The sequence below is a fragment of the Paenibacillus sp. genome, assembly GCF_031177825.1.
Taxonomy (GTDB): domain Bacteria; phylum Bacillota; class Bacilli; order Paenibacillales; family YIM-B00363; genus Paenibacillus_AE.
Genome location: NZ_JAPSKE010000002.1, coordinates 1 through 24,032 on the forward strand (window position 1 = coordinate 1; position 24,032 = coordinate 24,032).

The 24,032-nt window shown below is 60.7% G+C and carries 20 protein-coding genes; 3 read left to right on the forward strand and 17 right to left on the reverse strand.

Annotation, left to right across the window (positions count from 1 at the left end; translation table 11 throughout):
* The 3 genes from RIN49_RS02065 to RIN49_RS02075 all read right to left on the reverse strand — a co-directional run.
* A partial coding sequence (locus tag RIN49_RS02065) for a carbohydrate ABC transporter permease (protein WP_309118511.1) occupies window positions 1-781 on the reverse strand: 781 nt, incomplete at its 3' end.
* Between the two features lie 15 nt (window positions 782-796).
* Entirely contained in the window at window positions 797-1,771 is a 975-nt protein-coding gene (locus tag RIN49_RS02070) for an ABC transporter permease (RefSeq protein ID WP_309118512.1), read from the reverse strand.
* Between the two features lie 116 nt (window positions 1,772-1,887).
* Window positions 1,888-2,754: a helix-turn-helix domain-containing protein gene (locus RIN49_RS02075; RefSeq protein ID WP_309118513.1), complete on the reverse strand. Its 867-nt coding sequence runs from the start codon at window positions 2,752-2,754 to the stop codon at window positions 1,888-1,890.
* A 137-nt stretch (window positions 2,755-2,891) separates the two neighbouring features.
* Between RIN49_RS02075 and RIN49_RS02080 the strand changes: the two genes are divergently transcribed.
* The gene (locus RIN49_RS02080; RefSeq protein WP_309118514.1) at window positions 2,892-3,830 is read left to right on the forward strand and encodes a phytanoyl-CoA dioxygenase family protein; all 939 of its coding nucleotides are present in this window, start codon (window positions 2,892-2,894) and stop codon (window positions 3,828-3,830) included.
* Here the strand turns inward: RIN49_RS02080 and RIN49_RS02085 are convergent.
* The 5 genes from RIN49_RS02085 to RIN49_RS02105 all read right to left on the reverse strand — a co-directional run bounded on the left by RIN49_RS02085 (window position 3,827) and on the right by RIN49_RS02105 (window position 9,060).
* Entirely contained in the window at window positions 3,827-5,230 is a 1,404-nt protein-coding gene (locus tag RIN49_RS02085; protein WP_309118515.1) for a sulfatase family protein, read from the reverse strand. The two genes, RIN49_RS02080 and RIN49_RS02085, sit on opposite strands and share 4 nt — an antisense overlap.
* A complete protein-coding gene (locus tag RIN49_RS02090) occupies window positions 5,227-6,138 on the reverse strand; it encodes a helix-turn-helix domain-containing protein (protein ID WP_309118516.1) in 912 nt (303 codons plus the stop codon). Before RIN49_RS02090 ends, RIN49_RS02085 begins: the two co-directional genes overlap by 4 nt.
* Complete coding sequence (locus RIN49_RS02095; protein WP_309118517.1) at window positions 6,126-7,151, reverse strand: Gfo/Idh/MocA family protein; 1,026 nt, start codon at window positions 7,149-7,151, stop codon at window positions 6,126-6,128. The genes RIN49_RS02090 and RIN49_RS02095 overlap by 13 nt, the downstream gene beginning before the upstream one ends.
* 137 nt (window positions 7,152-7,288) lie before the next feature.
* Window positions 7,289-8,068 carry a phytanoyl-CoA dioxygenase family protein gene (locus RIN49_RS02100; protein WP_309118518.1) on the reverse strand — a complete coding sequence of 260 codons (780 nt, stop codon included), beginning with the start codon at window positions 8,066-8,068 and terminating at the stop codon, window positions 7,289-7,291.
* A 116-nt stretch (window positions 8,069-8,184) separates the two neighbouring features.
* Window positions 8,185-9,060, reverse strand: coding sequence for a helix-turn-helix transcriptional regulator (locus RIN49_RS02105; protein WP_309118519.1), 876 nt, complete (start codon window positions 9,058-9,060; stop codon window positions 8,185-8,187).
* Between the two features lie 135 nt (window positions 9,061-9,195).
* Between RIN49_RS02105 and RIN49_RS02110 the strand changes: the two genes are divergently transcribed.
* A complete protein-coding gene (locus RIN49_RS02110; protein ID WP_309118520.1) occupies window positions 9,196-10,020 on the forward strand; it encodes a phytanoyl-CoA dioxygenase family protein in 825 nt (274 codons plus the stop codon).
* A 249-nt stretch (window positions 10,021-10,269) separates the two neighbouring features.
* On the opposite strand, the gene RIN49_RS02115 is transcribed toward RIN49_RS02110, so the two are convergent.
* The 5 genes from RIN49_RS02115 to RIN49_RS02135 form a co-directional block, all read right to left on the reverse strand.
* Entirely contained in the window at window positions 10,270-11,154 is an 885-nt protein-coding gene (locus RIN49_RS02115) for a carbohydrate ABC transporter permease (RefSeq protein ID WP_309118521.1), read from the reverse strand.
* A gap of 14 nt (window positions 11,155-11,168) precedes the next feature.
* Window positions 11,169-12,068, reverse strand: a complete 900-nt coding sequence (locus RIN49_RS02120; RefSeq protein WP_309118522.1) for an ABC transporter permease — start codon at window positions 12,066-12,068, stop codon at window positions 11,169-11,171.
* 75 nt (window positions 12,069-12,143) lie between these two features.
* Window positions 12,144-13,880: an extracellular solute-binding protein gene (locus RIN49_RS02125; protein WP_309118523.1), complete on the reverse strand. Its 1,737-nt coding sequence runs from the start codon at window positions 13,878-13,880 to the stop codon at window positions 12,144-12,146.
* Window positions 13,881-14,018: 138 nt separating this feature from the next.
* Window positions 14,019-15,668, reverse strand: a complete 1,650-nt coding sequence (locus RIN49_RS02130) for a response regulator transcription factor (protein WP_309118524.1) — start codon at window positions 15,666-15,668, stop codon at window positions 14,019-14,021.
* Window positions 15,643-17,409: a sensor histidine kinase gene (locus RIN49_RS02135; RefSeq protein ID WP_309118525.1), complete on the reverse strand. Its 1,767-nt coding sequence runs from the start codon at window positions 17,407-17,409 to the stop codon at window positions 15,643-15,645. Before RIN49_RS02135 ends, RIN49_RS02130 begins: the two co-directional genes overlap by 26 nt.
* 104 nt (window positions 17,410-17,513) lie before the next feature.
* Here RIN49_RS02135 and RIN49_RS02140 point away from each other — a divergent pair, with 104 nt between their 5' ends.
* Window positions 17,514-18,407, forward strand: a complete 894-nt coding sequence (locus tag RIN49_RS02140) for a helix-turn-helix domain-containing protein (protein ID WP_309118526.1) — start codon at window positions 17,514-17,516, stop codon at window positions 18,405-18,407.
* A 143-nt stretch (window positions 18,408-18,550) separates the two neighbouring features.
* Here RIN49_RS02140 and RIN49_RS02145 read toward each other — a convergent pair whose 3' ends face one another.
* From RIN49_RS02145 to RIN49_RS02160, 4 genes are all read right to left on the reverse strand, one after another.
* Window positions 18,551-19,540, reverse strand: a complete 990-nt coding sequence (locus RIN49_RS02145) for an AAA family ATPase (protein WP_309118527.1) — start codon at window positions 19,538-19,540, stop codon at window positions 18,551-18,553.
* 280 nt (window positions 19,541-19,820) lie between these two features.
* Window positions 19,821-20,729, reverse strand: coding sequence for a hypothetical protein (locus tag RIN49_RS02150; protein ID WP_309118528.1), 909 nt, complete (start codon window positions 20,727-20,729; stop codon window positions 19,821-19,823).
* Window positions 20,719-21,351 carry a peptidylprolyl isomerase gene (locus RIN49_RS02155; RefSeq protein WP_309118529.1) on the reverse strand — a complete coding sequence of 211 codons (633 nt, stop codon included), beginning with the start codon at window positions 21,349-21,351 and terminating at the stop codon, window positions 20,719-20,721. The genes RIN49_RS02150 and RIN49_RS02155 overlap by 11 nt, the downstream gene beginning before the upstream one ends.
* Before the next feature lie 121 nt (window positions 21,352-21,472).
* A complete protein-coding gene (locus RIN49_RS02160; protein ID WP_309118530.1) occupies window positions 21,473-23,920 on the reverse strand; it encodes a transglycosylase domain-containing protein in 2,448 nt (815 codons plus the stop codon).
* Window positions 23,921-24,032: the final 112 nt, after the last annotated feature.

Here is a 24,032-nt window from a genome sequence, read left to right on the forward strand (position 1 = left end):
TGATCGTCTCCGAGCTGACGCGCTGGGTGTCCTTCAAGATGAAATTCATCTGATCGTTCGCCATGCTGTCCACCGTCAGCATATTCCGGAGCACCATCTGCAGCGGGTACAGCTGCTTGTCGTTCAAGTAAATCAAAGCGTCGAACCAGCTGTTCCAATGATTGACGATGCTGAACATACCGATCGCCGCGAGCGCCGGCGCCGCCATCGGCACGACGATGCGCGTCAGCAGCGCGATCTCTCCGGCGCCGTCGATACGCGCCGACTCCATGAGGCCGTCGGGCAAATTTTCGATGAAAATCTTAATGACGAGCAGCCCGAAGCTGTCCACGAGCATCGGCACGATCAGCGCCCAGAAGGAGTCGATCAAGTGCAGCTGCTTCATGACGAGGTACGACGGGATCAGACCGCCGTGGAACAAGATGGTGAACAGCACCAGGAACAGGAGCGGCCCGCGCCCCGGCAGCGTCTTCCGGGACAACACGAACGCGCCTACGGTCGTGAGCGCAAGCGTCAGCAGCGGCCCCAGCGTGCTTCGCAGCACGGACATTCCGATCGACTGCCAGACGAGCGGCGACGCGAAAATCCGCTTATACGCTTCGAACGTCGGCTCCTGGGGGATGATGACGAAATAATCGCGCGCGATCATCTCGCTTTGCGACGTCAGCGACATGCCGACGACGTAGACGAGCGGAAACAAGGCCGAAAGCGCGACGAGCGCCACAACGGTATGAATGAAAATTTGATACGCTCTCTCGGAACGCGATGCGTATGCGTACATCGGAACGGCTCCCTTCTACCAGATGCCCCGGCCCGTATATTTCTTTGACACGGCGTTCGTCGCCAGCACGAGCAGCATGCCGACGAACGACTGGAACAGGCCCATCGCCGTCCCGATGCTGAACTGCAGCCGGCCGAGCGATTCTCGGTAGATCCACGTATCGACGACATCCGCGGTATCGAGCACCGCCTGATTGTAGAACAAGAGAATTTGCTCCCCTCCGGCATAGAGGATCGTCCCGAGATTCAAACAAATGAGGAAAATGATAACCGGCACGAGCGACGGCAGCGTGATATGGTATACGCGCCGCAGCGGTCCCGCTCCGTCCATCGCGGCCGCTTCGTACAGCTGCGTATCGACGGAGGCGAGCGCGGCCAAATAAATGATCGTGCCCCAGCCGATTTCCTTCCAGACCGCCGAACCGACGAGCAGCGGCCGGAACCAGTCTTGATCGAGGAAAAACTCCTTCCGCGGCAAGCCCAGCCACTCGAGCATGTTGTTTACGAACCCCGACCCGGTCGAAAACAACGCGAAAACGATGCCGAAGACGATGACCCACGAGAAAAAATGGGGAATGTACACGATCGTCTGCGTCCACTTCTTGAACCGGTTGCTCGCGAGGTCGTGAAACATGATGGCCAGGATAATCGGCGGCACGAACCCGACGGCGAGCCGCAGCAGACTGATTTCCACCGTATTTCTTAGCACCTTCACGAGCTGCGGGTCGGTGAACATGACGCGGAAATTATCCAGTCCGACCCATTCGCTCTGCCATACGCCCGCGCCCAGCTGCAAGTCTTTGAACGCCACGACCCAAGCCATCCCGATCGGCCAGTAGCGCACGAGCGCGTAGTAAAGCAAGACGGGAATAAACAACAAATACAACGTCTTGTGCTCCGCCATCCGCCGCAGGAGCGACGCCTCCCGAACCGCCGACGCGCCTCTCTCCGTCCCTCGAAGGTTTCCGTTCTCGTTCGTCTTGGCGGGCATAAGCTCCCCCTTCCTTTCATGAGTAAGCGCTTACGAATCCCATTGTAACTGGCTTCGCTGTCGTACGATGTACACGATTCGATGGAAAAGGTGCACGATCCGACGGACCTTACGCGTCAAATCGTTCGGTTCCGCTGCCGGTAGACGGACGGCTGATCCCCGGTTCGGCTCTTGAACCATCTGCAGAAGTAGTGCACGCTTTCGAAGCCGAGACGCTGCGCCACGCCCGTGACGGTGTCCGCGCTCGTCGCCAGCAATCGCTTCGCCCGCTCTACCCTCCGTTCGTCGTGATACCGCTGGGGCGAGAGGCCGAACCGTTCGCGAAACTTCCGGGAGACGTAATCATGCGTATACGGCGATGCCTCCGTCAGCCAGCCGGCGTCGTACGGCGAGCCGGCTCGCTCCTCCAGCATCGCCCGCACCGCCGCGATGCGCGCCTCCAGCGGCGTCGGCGCGGGCAAGCTCCCGCTCTCGCACCAGCGCAGCAGCTTCGCCGCGAATTGCAGCATCGCCCCGCGGAGCGCTTCGGACGCGAACGGCCGCTTCTCGACGAATTCGCGGGCGAACGTTTCGAAATACGGCAGCGGCCACATCCCGGTCCTCGCGCACGGCGGGAACGGCAGCCCCGGCTCGGCGGGAGCCGGTTCGTCTTCCTTCGCCGGCCGGATGCGGAGCGGCGACTCCGGCGGGCGCTCCGGCAGCGGTCCTTCCGGAGCGAAGTGGACGCCGTACAACACGAACGGGTCGGCATCGTCCGCCTCGATGACGTGCGGCACGTCCGGCCCGTAAAAAAACAAGCAGCCGGCCGCGGCGCGGTAGCTGCGTCCTCCGATGAAGAATCGTCCGGCGCCGCTCGCGACGAACACGAATTGAAAGTCCGAAATCGCGCGGGGCCCGAATCGTTCCGAAGGCGCGCATACGAGCCGATTGGCGTAGCCGACGACGGGCGCAAGCTCCGCGCCGGAAGGCGTAAACAGCGGCATAGGGAGGTCCTCCTCTCGTCCGAGTGTCATCCGAATCCGGTAAAGTGCAATAGGCCATGGGTATCGGACAAATACAACCGACGGCAAGGTTTGATACGCTGACGGTATAACCGCAATCGATTAGAGGAGCTGATTTCATGTTGACGGACAACGATAAACGTCCCGTCGCCGGCACGTTTCAAGACGCGACGCCCCTGCTCGAAACGCCGGAGCTCGTCCGGGAACGCGCGGAACGGGACGGGATGATTTTCTTTCGGGGGCTGCTTCCGAGGGAGTCGGTGATGGCCGTGCGCGGCGACGTCCTCGGCGTGCTTCGGTCTTACGAGCTGCTCGAGACCGGCCGCGAGGGCGAAGCGATCGGCGACGAAGCGCGCATCCGCCGCTACACCGCCGAGGAGGTCGCCTGGAACGGCGTAGGCGCGCCGCTCGGCGTGTATCGGGACATCCAGAAGCTGGAGTCGTTCCACGCGTTGGCGCACGCGCCGGAGATCCGGCGCATGTTGACGGCCGTGTTCGACGGCGAACCGTTCGTGCATCCGCGGAACATCGCCCGCGTCATGCTGCCGCATCCGGACGTTCGGACGACGCCGTCCCATCAGGACTTCCTGCATGTGCAGGGAAGTTCGGATACGTGGACGTGCTGGATTCCGCTCGGCGACGTGCCGCGGGAGCTCGGCGGACTCGCCGCGCTGAAGGGCAGCCATCGCGAAGGGCTGCTCGGCGTCACGCATGCTGCGGGCGCCGGCGGACTCGAGTCGATTTTATGCGGCCTCGACTACGAGTGGGAGACGGTCGACTTCGAGGCGGGCGACGTGCTGGCGTTCCACAGCCATACCGTGCACAAGGCGCTGCCCAACCTGCGTCCGGGCGCGGTCCGGCTGTCGTGCGACTTCCGCTACCAACGCGCGAGCGATCCGATCGAATCCGCCTCCCTCCGGCCGCATGGTCCGTACGACTGGGAGGAGCTTTACGAGGGATGGACGCGTCGAGAGCTTATGTATTATTGGAAGGACCGGACGTTCGAGTACGTCCCGTTCGATCAGAGCATTCGCTGGCAGCAAGAGAAAATTTGTTAGAGCTTCCGGCCTTCGAGCAGCTGGCGCCGCATCCACTCGTTGTCGAAGCCGTCGCCGTCCCGGCGGAGCGTCTCGTACAACCGAACCCGCAGGTCGCGCACCGTGTCCGCGAGCGCGGTCTCGCCGATTCGGTTCTCAAGCTCCCCGGGATCCGCCTGAACGTCGTACAGCTCGTCGACGTCGGTCATATTCCAGACGTACTTCCATCGCTCGGTGCGGATCATTCGCTGCGTGTATAAGCCGAACTGCTGCCCGTTGTATGTGGCGACGATGTCTTCCCTCCAGGAAGGCTCCGGCCGCCGCAAGAGCATCGGCGCAAGCGATCGGCCGTGCAAGCCGGCTCGAACGCTCGCGTCCGCCTCGAGTTCGAGAAGCTCGAGGAACGTCGGAGCCAAATCCAGGAAGTTGTACGCGAACCGATCGCATACCGTCGCCCGCGGCAGCGCGCGGGGCCAACGCATCGCCATCGGCACGCGGACGACGTCGTCGTACAAGACGTAATGTTTATCCATCATCCGATGGGAGCCGCACATGTCGCCATGGTCGGACGTAAAGACGACGAGCGTGTCGTCGGCCGCGCCGAGATCGTCCAGCGCGCCGAGCACGCGGCCGATCGCGTCGTCCAGTTGGCTGATGACCCCGAAGTACCGAGCGACGATCGGCGCCCAATCCGCCCACGTATACCGCTCGACGCCCCAATTATACAGCTGTTGCCGCTGAATGTAGGGTTTGCCGGCGAACGTCTCTTCGAAGCCGGGCCAAGGCTCGATCGCTTCCGGCGCGTACATGTCGGCGAACCGGCCGGACGGGCGGCACGGCAAGTGAGGCTCGGCGAAATGGATCGCCATATGCCACGGACCGCCCGAAGCGTGGAGACGGCGCATCTCCGCAACCGCCCGCTCCGCGAACCAATGCGTCGAGGACGCCTCGACCGGAATCGGATTCGCCTCGCCGAAGTAGCCGTTCCCGAAGACGACCTCCGGGTATGTCGCTTGCCGGAATGCGCGATAGTCGGATTCTCCGACGTAGGAATCATAGCCGTAGCTCGTCGGATCGAGCGTCGGATGGACGCCCCACTTGCCGAGGAATGCGGTTCGGTAGCCGGCTTCCGCAAGCGCCCGAGACCACGTCCATGCGTCCGGCGGCAGCGAGGCGACCGGCAGCGCGCCGCCGGCGTTCCAGAGGCCGCCGAACGTCTCCGGCCGTCGACCGCACAGCAGCGACTGCCGCGCCGGCCCGCACACCGGAATATGCGAATACGCGTGCTCGAAGCGGACTCCTTCGGCCGCGAGCCTCGCCAGATGCGGCGTGCTCGGCGCGCCGGGGGCGTTCGGTTCGACAGCGTCGTAGCGAAGTTGGTCGGCGGTGATAAGCAGCACGTTCGGGCGCTTGCGGCTCACGACGTGCGTCCGCCTTCCAGCTCCCCGCCGTCGTGAAGCGTCCGATATCGGCTCGGAGAGCAGCCGACGTGGCGCTGAAACAGGCGCGTGAAGAACGAGGAATCCTCGTAGCCGACGAGCGCCGCGATCGAGATGACCTTCTCGTCGGTATCGAGAAGCAGCCGCTTGGCGCGTCCGATGCGAATGTCGTGCAAGACGTCCACGACGCTCTTGCCGTATTGGCGGCGGATGAGCCGGTTCAAGTGCCGGGAGCTGATATTGAACAGTTCCGACAACGACTGCAGCGTCAGCTTCTTGTCGTAATTTCTCTCCATATAACCGTATAGTCGCCTGGCCGTCATCGTTCGATCCTGCTGTCTCGGCGACGGCGAGGAAGCGCCGCGCGCGATCGTCTTGTAATATCGCGACAACAGAATGAGCAGCTCGAGCAGCTTCAACCTCAGTATCGTCGCGAAGCCTGTGCCCGCTCCCCCCTGTTCGCGAAGCATGCTCTCGAGCAGGCCGAGCACGTTGTCCGCGTCTTCGCCGTGCAGGTTCAATCGGTGATTGAACCGTTGGTCCCGCTGGAGGAACGGATGCACGTAGAAATAATCCATCGCGTCCGTGACGTTCAACTCCCGAAGCAGCGAGTCCGGAATGAACGACGGCATGAACAGGCAGTTGACGATCTCCATCGAATCGCCGGGTTGGACGGAGTACGCATGCGTCTCTCCCGGATTGATGATGAACACGTCTCCCGCATGAATGTCGTACGACGCGCCGTCGAAGCGATGCCGCCCTCTCCCGCGCACGACGTAGACGAGCTCGACGAAGTCGTGCCCGTGCTCGTCGATCGTGCCTTGCGTCGTGCGCCCGATCCAGAACGGGAAATCCTCCTTCATGTACGCGCTGCTGTTCAGCTTTCGCATCGTCCGTCCCCCCCGCTGCGTTCGACGACGGCCGGCGCCCCGCCGGCTTGGAAGGAGCGGATCGCCGCCTCGATCGTCTCCTGCGCGGCGAGCGCGTCCGCGCCCGAGGCGGCGACGTCGTCCGGCGACGCGCCCCGGGCGATATCCTCGAGGAAGCGGTCGATCCGAAGCCGGAACGTATCGTTGAATCCTTGCATGCCGCCGAAGATCGGATTTTGCAGGACGAGACGGTCGTCCGCGTCGTGCGGGAAATACGTCATCGTCTCATAGACGTTGTCGAGCAGCAGACGGCCTGACGTCCCTCCGATTTCCAGACATTCGATCGGGTGACGCATGGACATATCGTAACTGCCCGTCAGGTGGCCGACCGCGCCGGATTCGAACTCCATGTTGATCGAGGCGGTGGACCAGGACGTCCGGCCGGGCGCCTTCGTCAAGAACGATTGCACGCGGCGGACGTCCCCGGCGAAATAGCGCATCACGTCGATCGAATGCGGATGCAGCGCCCGAAGATGGAGCCACGGCGTCTCGTCGGACGGGTTGCGGATCGTCAGGCGCATATTCACGAACAGGATCGTTCCGAGCTTGCCTTCCTCGAGGAGCTCCTTGGCCCGGAAGGCGGCGGGCGCGAAGCGATGGTTCAAGTTGCAGGCGAGACGCACGCCCTTCTCGCGCGCGTACGCGACCATCTCGCGGGCCAAGTCGATTCGGTTCGAAATCGGCTTCTCCACCAAGACGTCCTTGCCCGCGCGCATGGCGAGCATCGCTGGATCGTAATGATGGCCGCCCTTCTCCTCTCCCGCCGTCGCGACGGCCACCGCGTCGACCGTCTCTAGCGCGAGCAGTCGCTCCAAGCTCGTATACGCGGGAACGCCGAATTCGCGGCCGGCTGCCGCCGCCCGCTCTTCGAGCAGGTCGCAAACCGCGACCAAACGCGCTTTCGGATGCTTCGCATAGGCCTGGCAATGCAGCTTGCCGATGTTGTTGACGCCGACGACGGCGATGTTGATCATGATCGTCATCCTTTCCGGACGCGCTAGTGGAAGCGCTTGCTACCTCGATCATATCGTGTCCGGATCGCCCTGTCATGGTCGATCCGGACATACGCCCGTCGGATACGGGCAAGTTGCCCGAACCGATCCGGATCCGTCTAGGCCAGCTTCGGGAACAGTCCGCCCTTGATGACGTCGCCCGGCGCAAGGCCCAAGCCGTCCGTGCATACGTGCGGCGCCCCGCTGTACGTCGTGCCGTCGGCCATGTAGATGATCGCGAGCGCGCGTCGCGGCTTATCGGTCCGGTTGGCGTGGGCGTAATGGAACGTGAGGCCGTCGTGGAACGTGCAGCTGCCCGCCTTCATCCGGACGATCGCCGCCGTGTTCCGATCGACCTCCCGGGCGCCGTCCTGGGCGAAGATATCCTCGGGATTGACCAAGCTGACGCTCTTTAGGTTTTTAATCTTTTGCGACTTCGGAACGAACATCATGCAGCCGTTGTTCTCGTCCACGTCGTCGAGCGCGATCCAAATCGAGAACGCGCCGGTCTCCCGCATCGGCCAGTACGGCCAATCCTGATGCCACGGCGTCGGCTTCGAATCGTTCGGCATCTTGAACAGCGCGTGGTCATGGAACAGCCGAATGCCCTCGAAGCCCGTCAGCTGCTTGCCCATATCCGCGAACCGCGAGCCAAGCACGTAACGCGCCATTCCCCCGTGATCCCGCCACGTATTCACGCGCTGATTGAGCACGCGGTAATACAAGCCGTTCTCCACGTCCGTCTGCAAGCTTCTTCCTCCGCTTGTATCCATCGTTTCGAACAAATACTCGCGCAGCTCCTCGACTTCTTCGCTGGATAAGACATCGTCGATTTGCACGAACCCGTTTTCCCGATAGTAATCGATTCGATCTTGCTCCAACGCTCGGCGATCGTTCATCCCTATCCTCACCCTCCGTTATTGGAATTGCTATGGACAGTGTATAACGGAATCCGGTTCCGTTCTTGGAGGATCTGTAAGAAAAGTTGGTCGATCTGCCAATGCGCTTCGCATCGTCAACCGTCCGAGCCTCGGTCGGGCCGCTGTCTGAATTCGCTCGGCGACAAGCCGGTCTCCTTCTTGAAGTTGTTGCTGAAATAATGAATGCTCCCGTAACCGAGCCGCTCGGCGATCGAATCGATCGCTTCTCCGCGCAGCAGCGCCTGCTTCGCTTGTTTGATCCGCTCGTGGATGAGAAAGTGCTTCGGGTTGCGCCCCATCTCCCGGGAAAACAACGACGTGAAGTAGCTCGGATGATATCCGCACAAGCTCGCCAGCTCCGCGACCGTCCACGGTTTCGCCGGCTGCTCCCGCATCGCGCGCAAGGCGGCGTCGATGCGGCCGCGACGACTCGTCGCGTCCCCCTCCATCCGGCCCCGAAGAAGCTCCATCAGCAGCTCCGTCATATGCGCGCGCAGCATGGTCGGGTACCCCGGCTGCTCTTGTCGATATTCTTTCACGATTCGCGTCAACAACGGCTCGACGCCGACGGCGGACAAACGATGCGGCAGCTCGATCGTACCGAAGCCCGGGCACTCGACGCGGTGAAGCCCGCCCGATCGGAGCAGCGTCGCATCGTCCACCTCGCGGATGCCGTAAGCGGGATGCACCGGCGCGGAAGACGGACCGGTCCACAAGAAATGTATGCTGAAATATTCGGTCGGGCGGACGGCTTGCAGCCGATGCGGATGGTCGCGTCCGAAATACGCGAATTGTCCGGGATCGATCCGATGCGCTTCCCCGCCGACCGTCAGCCGCGCTTCGCCCGACGCGACGTAAAACAGCTGATAATCCGGGATGACCCGCGGCCCCCAGTATTCCCCCGCGTTCGCCGCATCCCTGCTTGCGAAGTTCACGACGGGCAGCATATCGTGCGCCGACGCTTCGTGCATGTACGCCACCTCCGGTTTCTCGCGACGAGCGATCTTGAAAAATCGCAACTACTTTAAGATTAATTCTAAATACGTCGGCTTCTTCCTTCCGTATGATGGAAACGTAAACAACATTTCCGAAGGGGAGAACACGATATGTTGACGGAAGCTCAAATCGCCGAATTTCATCGGAACGGATTTTTGAAGGGAGACGTCGTGCTGAACGACGAAGAGGTCGAAGCGCTGCGCGCGGAGCTCGATCTCGTCATGGAAGGCAAGTCCGTTAAGAAGCCGGTGCTCAGCCACAATATGCTGGGAAACAACTCCTTGTACGATAACATGAAGATGACGGTGACCGAGCGCGTCGTACAGATCGTAAACATCTGGATGGCCAGCGACGCTTTCTACAAGCATGCGTCGAACCGAACGATCTGCGAGGAAATCGCGCAGCTATGCGGGACGGACGCGGTGCGGATCTGGCACGATCAGGTGCAGTATAAACCGCCGGTATCCGGAGGTCCGACGGGCTGGCATCAGGACCATCCGCTTTGGCCGATCATTCAGCCCGCCGATCTCGTCAGCGCGTGGGTCGCGCTCGACGACGCCGTCATCGAGAACGGCTGCATGTGGATGGTGCCCGGCAGTCATAAGTGGGGGAACCATCAGAAATACCTCGGGGCGACGCCGGACTTCAAGCCGTACCATAAGCAGCCGGAGCTGCTGCCCGAAGGCGCCGTCGTCGAAGCCGTTCCGTTCGAGATCAAGAAGGGGCAAGTCGGCTATCACCACTGCCTGACGTGGCACGGCTCGCCCCATAACCGATCGCAGCTGAAGCGGCGCGCCATCGCCGTCCATTACATGCCAGGGCATACCCGGTACGAGCCGCTCGCGAATCATCCGATGCACGATTACGTGCAAGTGAAGCCCGGCGAAATTCTCGCCGGCGACCACTTCCCGACGGTGTACGAGAAAATTTCGTAACGACAAAAATAGGGAACCGCGATGTTCCCTATTTTTGCTGCGATACCCTGAATTGGTTGAATAGCGCACAAGAATGTTCCCTATTTCCACGAAACCTCGCCTATTCGGCAATATTTCAATGAAATAGGGAACATCGCTGTTCCCTATTCCCCTCTGCTGCGGCCTCCGCGTCGAAATAAGGAACTTCGGTGTTCCCTATCCGAATCCCCATCCTCCGTTGCTCCGTGTCTCCGTTACCTCGTTTCCCGCTCACTCCTTCACGCTGCCGAGCACGATCCCCTTCATGAAGAACCGCTGCAGGAACGGATACACGAGCAGGATCGGCAGCGCGCCAAGGAAAATTTGCGCCGCCTTCGCCGTCCGATCGCTCACCTCCGCCAGCGCCTTCAAGTCCGACGAAGAGACGAGCGACAAGTCGCGGTTAATGACGACCGTCTGCAGATAGCTCTGCAGCGGGTAATTGTCCGGCGAATTCATGAAGATGAGCCCGTCGAACCATGCGTTCCAGTGGCCGACGGTGGCGAACAGCGTGATGGTCGCGAGCGCCGGCGCGGATAACGGCACCATGACGCGCCACAATGTCGTCCAATGGCCGGCCCCGTCCATGAACGCAGCCTCCTCCAGCTCCTTCGGCAATCCCCGGAAGAAGTTGAGCAGCAGCACGACGTTGAATACCGGCACGGCGTTCGGCAGCACGAGCGCCCACAGCGTGTTCATGATGCCCGTGTACTTCACCGTCATGTACAGCGGGATAAGTCCGCCGTGGAACAGCATCGTAATGACGAAAAACCAGACGTACGCCGTGCGGTACGGAAATTTCTTCGCTTCCTTCGCGAGCGGGTAGGCGATCAATACCGTTAACAGCATATTGACCAGAACGCCTAGCAGTACCCGCTGCAGCGAGACGCCGATCGATTGCGTAAACGCGGGCTTGGCAAGAACGAATTCGTACGAGCTAACCGTGAATTCGACCGGCCACAGCTTCACGAGTCCCGCCGTCGCCGCCTGACTCGAGCTGAACGAGATCGCCAGCACATGGATCAGCGGGAGGAGGCACAACAAGGCGAGCGCGGCCAACACCGCGTAGTTGACGCCGAGGAACAGCCTTCTCCCGAAACCGAGCTGCTCTACCATCTTCTCCCTCCTCCTTAGAAAATGCGATAATTCGCCAATCGATAAGCCAAATAATACGATGCCGATATGAAGACGAGCGAGACGACCGACTTAAACAAGCCGACCGCGGTCGCGACGCCGTATTGCGCATCGACGAGGCCGATCCGATAGACGAACGTATCGATGATATCCCCCGTCTCGTACACTTGCGGGCTGTACAGGTTAAAGACCTGATCGAAGCCGGCGTTCAGCACGTTGCCGAGGCTGAGCGTCAACGTGAGGACGATGATCGGCATCATACCCGGCAGCGTAATATGGAGCGTCTGCTTCCACCGCCCCGCCCCGTCCACGATCGCCGCCTCGTACAGCGAGGGATTGATGCTGGTAAGCGCCGCGAGATAGACGATCGTATTGAACCCGAATTCCTTCCATACGTCGGATAACACCAGTACCGGACGGAACCAGGCATTGTCGCCCAAGAAATAGATCGGCTCGATGCCGAACCAGACGAGAAATTGGTTCACGATGCCGCTGGACGGCGACAGGATGTCGATCAGAATGCCGCCCAGAATAATCCAAGACAAGAAATGCGGCAAATAAATCATCGTTTGAATACTCCGCTTGAACAGCTCCTTGCGCACCTCGTTCAAGAGCAAGGAGACGACGACCGGGACGATAAACCCGACGACGATCTTGAAGAACGCGATGATGACCGTGTTCCATAGAATTCTTGATGAATCGGGCAAGTCCAACACGTATTGGAAATTATCGAGCCCGATCCACTGCGAATCGAAGAAGCCCTTGGCCGGCAGAAATCGTTGGAACGCGATGACGATGCCGAGCAACGGACCGTAGCTGAAGACAAGAACGAGAAGCACCCCCGGCAGCAGCATGAGGTGAAGCGGCCAGTAGGGGGATTTCATCTTCCGAAGCATGCGCTTGCGCCTCCTTCCCCGAAAGGGAAGCGAGGGAAGGCGATCCTTAAGAATCGCTCCCCTCGCCGTTGCGAATTACTTGCTTGCGTACCAGTCGTTCACTTCTTGCGTCATGGCGTCGCCGCCCAACTTCTTCCAATCCTCGACGAACTTGTCGAACAAGTCGATGGGATCGCCCAGAATGATCTTCGTGAACACTTCGAGCTCCATCTTCTGCAGCGTCGCGTCCTTGTCTACCATCGTCGGCGTCGGGGCTCCGAAAAACTCGTTTTGGAGCAAGCTTCCGTCGTTCACGTATTGGTCGATCACCTTGAAGGAGCCTTCCTTGCCGAACACCTGGTTATACGCCCAGCCGATCTCGCTGCCCGCTTCGCCCTTCAGGAAGGCGTCGATCTGTTGGTAGTTGTTCTGCTCCTCGGGGTTCAGCTTCGAGAAGTCTCCGCTGTTCATCGCTTCCGTGATGTGAAGATGGATATCCAAGTTTTTCCGAGCAGGCCACGTTTGGAACGGAATGTACTTATGCTTCTCGAAGCCGTCGCTCGTGAAGTGCGCCGCGTAATTGTCCGGCGTCGTCGATTCGCCCCAGCCCGTTTCCGTGAACAGGTTCATGATCTTCAGCAGCGCTTCCGGATGCTTCGCTTCCTTCAGCACCGCGTAATAACCCCCTACCGCTAGTCCGACTCGCGGCTGGGCGGGCTCGGCGTCCGCGGAGACGAGCGGATACGACTGCCATTCCGCGGCCGGATCGTTCTTCTTGCTGTCGACGAGCGGCCAGAGCGGGTTCCACATTTGCCCGAAGTGTAATCCGACCTTGCCCGACGCGGCGAATTCCGCCGCTTTCCCTTGATCCTTCACGCCGAACTCTCGGTCGAGCAGCCCGTTCTTGAACATCTCTTGCAGCTTCTGAAGCGCTTGCCGCATCTCCGGCTGCACGCTGCCGAAGACGAGCTTGCCGCTGTCGTCTTTCATCCATTGCCGCGGGTACGCATGGAACGCGTTCAAGAATCCGTCGATGCCCGCATAGCCGCCGTACAAATCTTTATTCAGCGACATGCCGATCGTGTCCGCCTGCCCGTTGCCGTCCGGATCCTGCGTCGTGAACGCTTCGGCGATTCGAACGACGTCGTCGAGCGTCTGCGGCACCGGCAAGTTCAGCTTCTTGCGCCAGTCGTCCCGGATCCAAATCATCATCGCGCCGTCCATCGCGGAGCCGGTGTTCGGAACGGCCATCAGCTTTCCGTCGAACGTCGCGGACGCCAGCGCGTTCGGCCCGTCCTGCAGCATAATTTCCTTGGTGAATTCCGAGGCGTATTTATCGTATACGTCCGTCAAATCCATCAACAGATCCGCTTCGACCAGCTGCTTCAGCTGCTTGGCGTTGACCGGGATGAAATCCGGCAGATCGCCGGACGCGATCGAGACGTTCATCTTCTGCTCGCCTTGCCCGCCGGGTCCGTCGCCGCTGACGACCCAATCGTACTTCACGTTGATGCCCAGCTTCTCTTGCAGCGTGCGCGTCCATACGTTATTGCCGATGTCGTCGCCTTCCGGGTACTTAAACGTATCGTTGACGATCCGAACGCTCGTGATTTCGATCGGGGGATCGTATTTGCCGAGCGGATCGATCGGTCCCGCCTCGTTTTCGGCCGGCGTCTCCGCGGGCTTCTCCGTCGCGGTCCCCGTCCCGGTCGGGGTTCCTTCCGTCCCCTCCGGTTCCGACGCGCCGCCGCCACCGCCGGAGCAAGCGCTTACAAATAATAGAATCGCAGTGAGGGCAACCGCAAGTCCGTTTTTCCCCTTCTTCGGCTTCATTGACATCCTCCCTTTATTTGGGTGATCCTTCCTGTCATTAGTATAGGAGCTTGCATCCTCTCCTGAGAATGATACAATCTTTGGATTCATGCGACTTCGTTCAGAACTTCGTTCCGAGCTCCGTTCCGGGTGATCTGACTAGCTCGTCTGATTCCGATATTCCTGCGGTCCGACGCCCGCGTGCTTGCGGAAGAAGCGGGCGAAATAACCGGGGTTGTCGAAGCCGATCGCGGCGGCCACCTCATGAATCTTGTAGCGGGGATCCGCCAGCAGCTCCTTCGCCCGTTCCAGCCGCAGCTGAATAATAATTTCCGAGATGTTCGCCCCCGTCACTTGCTTGTACAGCATCGACAAATACGTCGGATTCAAATAGACCGCGTCGGCGAGCGCCGTCAACGAGACGTCCTCCTGCATGCGCTCCCGAATGACGCGATTGACCTTGTCGACGATGTAGTGGGCGCGATCCTGCTGCGTCGCCCGCTTGTCGCGGATCAGCCGGTCGGCCGTCTCCTGCAGGAAGCGGATCGCCTCCTCGCGAGAAGGATGCGCCCGGATGTTCATCAGCTCTTCCAGCCGAAACCCCGCCTCCGGCCGCTCCGAGACGCCCCACCGGTTCGCGAGGCGCAGCAGCCGGTTCGCCGCCGCATAATACGCTTCTACATACAAGGGATACGTCTCCGCGCCTTGGAACCAGTCCTTCAACGCCTCTCGCGCCGCGATCGAATCTCCGCCTTCCAGCGCGTTTCCGAATCGTTCCTTCCGCCGAGCGGCCGCCGCCTCGTCCCGTTCGCGCGCCGCGCGCTCGCCCGCGACGCCGCCGTTCAGCAGCATCATGCTGTTGCCGTCCCCGACGCCGACGACCAGCGCGTTGCGCATCGACGAGCTTCTCTCCGTCAGGTCCCCCCAGTCGATCGGCTCCCTGGCGCAGACGGCGGAAACCGACAGCTTGAGCAGCCGCGCGCAGGCGGTTTGCACCGTGTCCAACGCGCCCTGCGCGAATCTGACCGTACGTTCCCACCGGGGCGAATCGTCCGTACCGTCCGGGCCCTCCTCTTCCGCCTCCGTTCGCGTCCGCGGCTGCGCCAGCAGCGTGAAGTAGCTTTCGTCGACGGCGATCCACTGCAACGCGATCGGCTTGAAGCGCTCCCGAACGACGTTCTCGATCGCGTACATCAGCAGCGACCGATCCGTCGCCGACATAGCGGAGAGCCACCGATCGACGCGTCCGACGACGAGCAGGACGGGCAACTTCGCCTGGAGCGGACATTCCAGCTCCTCCAGCTTCGTCTGCGATAATCCGTTCTCCTCGATGCCATATTGCAGCAGCCGCCGGAACCAGTCGTTGCGCAGCGCCGGAAGCGCCTCGCGGAGCCGAGCCTCCGCCATGGTCAGCACCCGCTCGTTCACCAACTCCCGCTCCAGCTCGCCGATCGCCTTGCGAATCGCGGCGAGGATCGGCTCGTCCCCTTCCGTCTTCAGTAAATAATCGGCGCTGCCCTTGCGCAGCGCTTCGCGTACGTAGTCGGCGTCGTTGATGCCCGTTAAGAAGATCACCCTGCATGCCGGCCACCGGGCCTTAATCTGCTTCTGCAGCTGCAGCCCGTTCATGCCCGGCATCCGGATGTCGCTGATCACGAGATCGAACTTCGCCCGATCGAGCCGCTGCAGCGCTTCTTCCGCAGAATAAGCCTTGTACATCTCGATCTCCGGCAAATCCGCATCCTGCAGAAATTCATACAAGCCGTCGACCGTATACGGTTCGTCATCGACGATCAACAGACGATACAATCGCAACCTCTCCTTCTCTCCTTCTCGGGATGCGGAGCTCTACGCGGAGGCCGCCTTCGGCGCCTCGCGACAAGGTCAACCCGTTGTCCTTTCCGAACATGATTTGCAATCGCCGATGCACGTTCAGGAGACCGGTGCTTTCGGCCGCCGACTCCGGCGCCGCCAGCCGCTGTCTCAGCTGCTGCAGCGTCTCTTCGGCCAAGTGTTCGCCGTTGTCTTCGACGACGACGATCAGCGTCTCCTCCGCCGCGCGAAATTCGACGACGAGCCTCCCGTCCTTCGTCTTGTTCTCCAGCCCGTGCGCGTAAGCGTTCTCGATCAAGGGCTGCAGAATCAACCGCGGAACGCGGAAGTCCTCCCATTCGTTCGGCGGATCGCCGAACGACGCGACGATGCGGCGCCCGAACCGGAACGCCTGAATATCGGTATACGTGCGCGCGTTGTTCACTTCCTCGGAGAGCGGAACGTTCGAAGCGCCGTCCCTCGTAATATAACGGAAGTAGTCGCCCAAATACTTCGTGAACCGGGCGATATTGTCGTTGTCGCGCAGCGTGGCCATCCGGTGAAGAATAAAGAAGCTGTTGTACAAGAAGTGCGGATTGATCTGAGACTGGAGCTGGCGAAGCTCGGCGAGTCGGACGAGATATTTCTGTTCGTACACTTCATGGACGAGCACGTTCAGCTGACGAACCATCGCGTTGAACCGGGTAAACAAAAAGCCGAATTCGTCCTTGCGTTCATACGCGACGGCCACCTGCAAATTGCCTTTCTCCACCTGGCTTAAGGAACGCACCAGCGTCCGAAGCGGCCGTTCGATAATCCGATGCAGACTGAGCGCGAAGAACAAGATGACGACGACGGAGAAGATCGACATCAGCAGCAGCCATGTCCTATATTTCGTTAAGGGACCGAAGATCCGGCGCTCCGGCGCGAATATCGTCAGCGTCGTTTCGAGCCGATCCGACGACTGCGACACGACGAGATAACGTTCTCCGTCGAGCCGGACGGAATCGCCGGACGTTGGGGCCGAAGCGGCCGGGACGGCGCCGAACCCGTCGTCGCTCCGGACGGCCCAATCGAACAGGTTCGAAGATAACACCGCTTTCTCCCCGTTGTTCGCGAATCGCTTCAGCGTCTCTCGCAGCGCCCGTTCGGACACCTCCACCGTCAGCAAAAACTGCGGCGGTCGCCCTCCGGACAACGCGGGGTCCGGATACGGAACGCTGATGTACAAGTGTTCCCCGTACCGCAGGAACGGAGCGTCGTACCGGTTCGTCGTCGCGGACAACGCTTCGAACTGCGCTTCGTCGAAGGAAGCGATCGAGTTGTCGTTCGAGGTGACCGTGCGGTCCAACAGCGGAATGAAGGCGCTCGCATTTTCCACGAAACGACTGGACGTCTTGACGAGATCGATCTTGCGCTTCAGCGACAAGATCGCTTTCGTCCGTTCCACGTCCGACATGACGGACGCGGCGGAGCTGAGCATGAGCAAATCGTCGTCGTTGACGTACGTCTGAATCAACTGGATGACCCGGTCGAAGTCGGATTCGATCAAGTCCACGTACAGTTCTACCTTGCCGTCCATCGAATGCACGATTTCGGATCGCACGATGCCGGCTCCGGAATCGTTCATGAATAAGTTCAACCCGCATAACGGGAGAAGCAGGCAAAGAAACGTCAATACGATCTTGTAAAAAATAGAGTGCTGCGGCGATGGACCGAACGGCTTCGTTGCCCTCATCTCCTTCGAATCCTGTATTCAGAATATTTACAATATAGCAGAAGCGAATATACTTAGGAGAAGAATCTTCCCGCATAGGAAACTAGAACTAGGAGGGAACGCGCGTGAACGTATTAAGAGGGGCCGCCTTTTTCGCGGATGCTTCGTTCCCGTTCTTCATCCAGAAATATACGATACGCCGGGGCGAAGTCGTACCGACGCATACGCACGATTTTTTGGAATTCGTCTATGTGGCCCAAGGCGGCGCGACGCACGACATCGCCACTCAACGCTACTCGCTGTCCACGGGCGACGTGTTCGTGCTCGAACCGGAGACGTACCACAGCTATACCGGCTCGGATGCCGAGGATACGATCGTCTACAACGTGTTGTTCAAGAAGGAGTTCCTTCAGCGGGAATTCGACGACCTCCTGCGCATGCCCGCGATCGTGAATTCCTTCTACTTGGCTCCGTTCCTGCGGAAGAGCGCGTCCTTCATTCCTCACGTCTCTCTGCTGCCCGGTCAACGTACGGCGATCGAGACGCATCTGTCCAAGATGAGCGATGAGTTCAAGTCGCAATCGAGCGGTTATCGACTCATCCTGAAGTCGAGATGGATCGAGTGTCTCGTCTTGTTGAACCGGTTCTATGAAGAAAACGGGAGCGCCGACGAGTCGTCCCTCGGCAAAGACGAATGGATGCGGTCGATCGTACATTTCGTGCGAGAGCACTATCGTCAACCGTTGACGTTAGCCCAGCTGAGCGCGACGTGCGGCATGAGCGTGTCTTCGTTCACGGCGAAGTTCAAGAAGGCGACGGGGATGAGCTTCCTCGACTATAAACATTCCTTGCAAATTCGCCATGCGTGCGACATGCTGCGAACGACCGATATTAAGATCGTCTACGTGGCGTACAGCGCCGGATTTCAAGACGTCAGCTTCTTCAACCGCGTCTTCCGCAAGCATACCGGCATGTCGCCGAGGCATTACCGCCGGCTTCAGGGATCGCAAGTCGAATAGACGACGCCGTCTCCGCCGTATCGACGTTGACGTTTAAGCTATCCGGAACCGTACGGATGGTCCGCAGGTTCCGACAACGGAAGACATCGAAAAGACCGTTAGGCATAGCGTTCGCCTAACGGTCTGTTCGGTTCCTTTTCCGCTTATCGCTTGGTTGCCAGATCTTCCGGACGGAGCGTCATAAGCTCTTGCTTGGACGGCACGTTCGGATGCTGGTGCAGCAGCCGCACCGCTTGATTGCGGACCGCCTTATCGAGCAAGTTGCGCACGTACCGCGCATTCGCGAACGATCGCCAGAACACGTGCTTCTCTTCGGTCAACATCTGCTTCAGGCGATGCGTCGCCCCGGGGAGCAGCACATATTCGCGTTCCTTCGCCATCGACTCCGCGATCAACAACAATTCGTCGACGGAATAGTCGCCGAAGTCGATCTGAATCGGGAAGCGCGAAGGCAAGCCGGGGTTCAGCGTCAGGAACTGCTCCATCTCCTCGGAATAGCCGGCTAGAATCAAGATGAAATCCTCGCGATGATCCTCCATCGCCTTGACGAGCGCGTCGATCGCCTCTTTGCCGAAATCCTTCTCCCCGCCTCGGGCCAAGCTATACGCTTCGTCGATAAACAATATTCCTCCGAGTGCTTTCTTTACTAACTCTCTTGTCTTGATGGCCGTATGGCCGATGTATTCGCCGACCAAATCCGCTCGCTCCACCTCGATGAAGTGCCCTTTGCTCAGCACGCCCATCCGATGGAACAGCTTGGCGACGAGCCGGGCGACCGTCGTCTTGCCCGTGCCCGGATTCCCCTTGAAAATCATATGATATACGTGCGATTTGCTCTGCAGCCCGGCGTCGGCGCGATATTGGGAAATTTGAAGCATCGCATAAATTTCGTACACGAGCTCTTTCACGTGCTCCAGGCCGACCATCTGATCAAGCTCTTTGAAAATGTCGCCGAACGGGCTTTGCAGAAGCAGCGTCTTCGGATGGACCGTCGGCGCCGGTTGAGGGGCCTGGTTCGGGTATCCGTCTCCGTTGCGCAGGACGACTTGGATTTTTCGCGACGGTTTATCGGCGGCGGCGGGAGGAACGGGAACGGCGGCATTCGCGTCTCTCAGCGTGCTGCGGTTGTTCATGGGCTCACCTCGTTTGTGGAAGGTGCTAGCAGTATACGCAAGTGCCCAGAAATGCGTGACTCGTGCGGGCACCCGTCTAGAGAACCGATAAATATTTTATCGCGGGTAAAGGGTGCGTACGATGCCGGGTCGGCGAGCGGAATGCGGAGAATAGGCGGGATGACGGACGATGGTACATCTTATGCGGGAGAACGCCGAAGCATGAGCTTTCTCGGGAATGGGGGGGGCGGCCGAGTCGTAGAACGGCTCCGACGGCTCGGACACGGGCGCGTCGGAGGGCTCATCTGGGCGGGTGTAGTCGGAGTTTCTCCGACGATTTGGGCCTCGTGGTCCGCGCTTCGTCCGACGATGCGGCCAGACGCACGATCAACCCCTCGCGACCGCGGACCGCCCACTCCGCGTCGGTCGCGAAGGACGGCCGCCCGCCGCCGGCGAGCGCCGTCCCATCGCGCGCGTAGGCGGCTGCCAGCGTCAAACACGCGACGCAGGCGTCTGCGGCGTCCTGGCTCGGCACCGCGCCGGCAACGGCATCCGTCGCCGGCGGGAGACGCCAGCCCGCGGCTGCGCGCGCGACCTCGGCGGCGGCCGACAGGTCGAGCCGACGCGCGCCGCCCGCCAACCGAGCCGTGTGCGACGGGTACACCTCGTAGAGCGTCGGACCGTCGCGCGCCCCGCCGACCTCGTCGAACGGATAGACGGCGCCGCCGGCTTCCCTTGCATACGCCAGAAGCTTCCAGCCGGCGTAAATCATGGCGCGTAAATTCGGCTGCACGCGCTTGAACGGGCTGGCGGCGCGGCAGGCGACATCCGTACATCGGCAAGCCCAGCCATGGGCCGCGCACGGCGTCTCGAACGCCGGGAACGCAGCGTCGAGCTTCTCAAGAAACGACGAACGGGAGGAGCCGGCCGCCAGCGACAGCCACTCCTCCCACGCGGTAAATCCGAGCTTGTCATAAGCCGGCCCGGGAGGAGCGAACGGAACGTCCCATCCCCAGATCGAGCCGGCGGGCGAACGCAGCAGCATCGCGAACGCGTCCAGCCGGTCGTCGCACAGGACGACGCGCTCGAGCTCGAACGCCGAACCGTCCGCCGCAAGCGTCCCGGATGCGACGAACAGCTTGCCCGACGGATCGCGCGCCCCGCTGAAGTCGACCCCGTAGACGCGAATCGCGCCGCAATTAGGATTCATGAATCGTAATCGATTCGATCGTGATCGTCTCTTGCGGCGTGTCGTTGTTCGCGCCGCCTACCGGCGTCGCGCCGATCGCGAGCACGGTGTCCATGCCGTCCGTAATGCGGCCGAAGATCGTGTAGTTCGGAATCTCGTTCAGCTTCTTGCTCCATTCGCCGGTGCAGATGAAAAACTGGCTCCCGTTCGTATTCGCGCCGCTATTGGCCATCGCCACGATGCCGGGGCCGTATTCATGCGGTCCGCCAAGCTCGTCCTCGAACGAATAGCCCGGTCCGCCGCGCCCGGTGCCCGTCGGGTCGCCCGTCTGAATAATATAATCCGGAACGATCCGATGGAAGACGATCCCCTCGTAGTACTTCTGACGCGATAAGAAGACGAAGCTGTTCACCGTAATCGGCGCATCTTTCGCGAACAGCTCGATCGTGAACTCCCCTTTGGACGTCTTCACGACCGCCTCGTAAGACTTCGCTTCGTCGATTTGCATGTCGGGCGCCTTATCGAACGACGTCTGCCGCTCCCCGCCGCCGCTTCCCTGCTCCTGAGCCGGCTGCGTTCCGCAGCCGGCCAGCATCGCCGCCGCCGCCGTTACAATCCATGCGGCCCGTACCCACTTCTTCATCCTTGTGCGCCTCCTCCGTAAAACTTCCAATGTCATTGTAGCTTGACCGCCGCACGACAATCAAATCCCTCGACGGAAAAAGAAAAGGAGCCGGCGCTCCCGCCGACTCCTCCTGTGCAGTCTACAATCCTTCCGGCGCGTCGGGCGCCTCGCCGTCGTCGCTGTCGGACGGCTCGTCGTCCGTCGCCTGATCCGGTAGCCCCGCGTTGTCGCCGGTCCCTCCGGTCCCGCCGGCGTTGCCGCCATTGCCGTTGCCACTGCCGTTACCGGTACCGTTACCGTTACCGTTGCCGTCGGTCTCTTGACCGTCGTCGCCCCCGTCTCCGCCCGTGCCCTCTTCGCCAGGCAAGATGTCCGGCAGCACCGGCAAGTCGTCGCCGATGCCGGCCCCTTCGCCTTCGCCCGGCACGACGATCTCGACGACGTTCGACGGCGCGCTTTCGAGCTCCGTCTCCTTCGCGTAGGCGGTCACGTAATACATGTACTTCTTCCCGGCCGCGCCCGAAATATCGATTACGGTCGTCGAATCCGAGGCGTGCAGCATCTCCGCCGGGGCATCGAACGGCTCCACCTTCCGATACAGCCGGTACTCGATCCCCTCCGCTTCCGGAACCGCCGACCACGTCAGCACCGCTTCCCGCTTCTCGACGTCGTAGAACCCCGACAGATCGGCGATCGCCGCGGGCGCCTCCGCCTCCTTCGGCTCTTCGACCCCGGAAGGACGATTGAAGTCCTGTACTTCCATGCCGTCCATCGCCTTCTTCATGACCGCGGCGAACATCGCCGCCGCCGTGCCGCTGCCCGACTTCACATAATGCTCGGCGTTCGTCTCGTCGAAGCCCATCCATACGGCCGCAGCATATTGCGGCGTATACCCGACGAACCAAATGTCGCGGTTGCCGGCCGAGTCTTTCACGCCCTTCAGTCCGAGCTGCGTCGTTCCGGTCTTGCCGGCGATCGGACGGCCGAAGTTCGCCTTCGTGCCGGTGCCGCCCTTCTGCGTGACGGCTTCGAGCAACACCGTCGAGTAATACGCCGTTCGCTCGCTCATGACGCGTTTCCCCGAAGGCTCGAAGGTGTATACGCGATGACCGTCCGTATCCAGCACTTCGGTGATCACATGCGTCTCCGCCAGGACGCCGTTGTTCGCGAACGCCCCGTACGCCCGCGCCATTTCGAGCGGCGACGCTCCGTGCGTCAAGCCGCCGAGCGCGATCGCGAGGTTCCGGTCCTTCGCGTCCATGTCGATGCCGAGATCTTTCGCGAACCGGAGCCCCCGGTCGACGCCGATCTCGTTCAGCAGCCAGACCGTAGGGAGGTTGATCGAACGCCGCACGGCCTCCATCATCGTCATTTCGCCGGCATACTTGCCGCTCAAGTTGCTAGGGCTGTAATTGCCGAACGACATCTTTTCGTCCTTCAGAATCGAATACGGCTGCCATTCACCCGTCTCGAGCGCGGGACCGTACACCGCGATCGGCTTGAACGAAGAGCCGGGCTGACGGTCCGCGAGGGCGCGGTTGTACCCTTTTTCCACATAGTTCCTTCCGCCGTTCATCGCGACGATGCCGCCCGTCTTCGGCTCGACGATCACCATCGCGCCCTGCGCGATTTGCTTCGGTCCGTCCTCGGGGAACAGCTCCGGATTCGCGAACGCTTCGTCCATCGCTCGCTGCGCCTTGGCGTCCACCGTCGTATGAATTTCGTACCCGCCGATGCGAAGCTCTTCTTCCGACTTCCCGGTGACCAACGCCGCCTGTTCGAGCACGTAATCCCTCATGGCCGACGCCGTGCCGTCCGCCCGCGGAGCCGGCTTGCCCAACGTACTGTTCAGCGCTTCGCGGCGCTCCTCTTCCGTAATATACCCTTGGTCCTTCATAAGCGACAGCACGACGGCCGCTCGTTCGAGCGCCTTATCGGGATTGTTGGTCGGCGAATACGTATTCGGCGCCTTCGGCATCCCCGCGAGAACCGCGATCTCGAGCAGGCTGAGGTCCTCCAGATCGTCCTTGCCGAAATGGCGCTCCGCCGCCGCCTTCACGCCGTACGCCCCGTTCCCGAAATAAATTCGGTTCAAATACATCTCGAGAATCTGATCCTTCTCGAAATTGTTCTCCAACGCCAGCGCGATCGATACCTCGGTCGCCTTGCGGAAGAACGTCTTGTCCGCGTTCAAGAACATATTTTTCGCGACCTGCTGCGTAATCGTGCTGCCGCCCTCCACGAGGTCGCGAGCGATGATATCCTTGACGATCGCGCGACCGATCGACCAGAAGTCGACGCCGGCGTGGGACTCGAACCGCTGGTCTTCCGTCGCGATCATCGCCTGTTCCAGCTTGTCGGGCACTTCGTCCAGCGTGACGAGTTCCCGATTCTGAATCATGAGACGCGCGAATTCTTCGCCGTTCCGATCGTACACGACCGTCGCTTCGGCCATGTCGAGCTTCTCTTGATTTTGCTCCAGCAGCGTGTGACCGTTCATATAAATGACGAAGTAGCCCGCGATGAAAATCAATAACCCTAACGTCAACACGCTGAAAATGCCGATGACCCATCTCCGAAAATTCATCTGTCGTCACCTCTTCCATCCGATTGCTTTCTCTCTAATTTTCTCATTACGCAAAAAGAACAACCCCGAAAGGGTTGCTCCGGCGTATCCTTATAGACGATGTGCGTGCGAA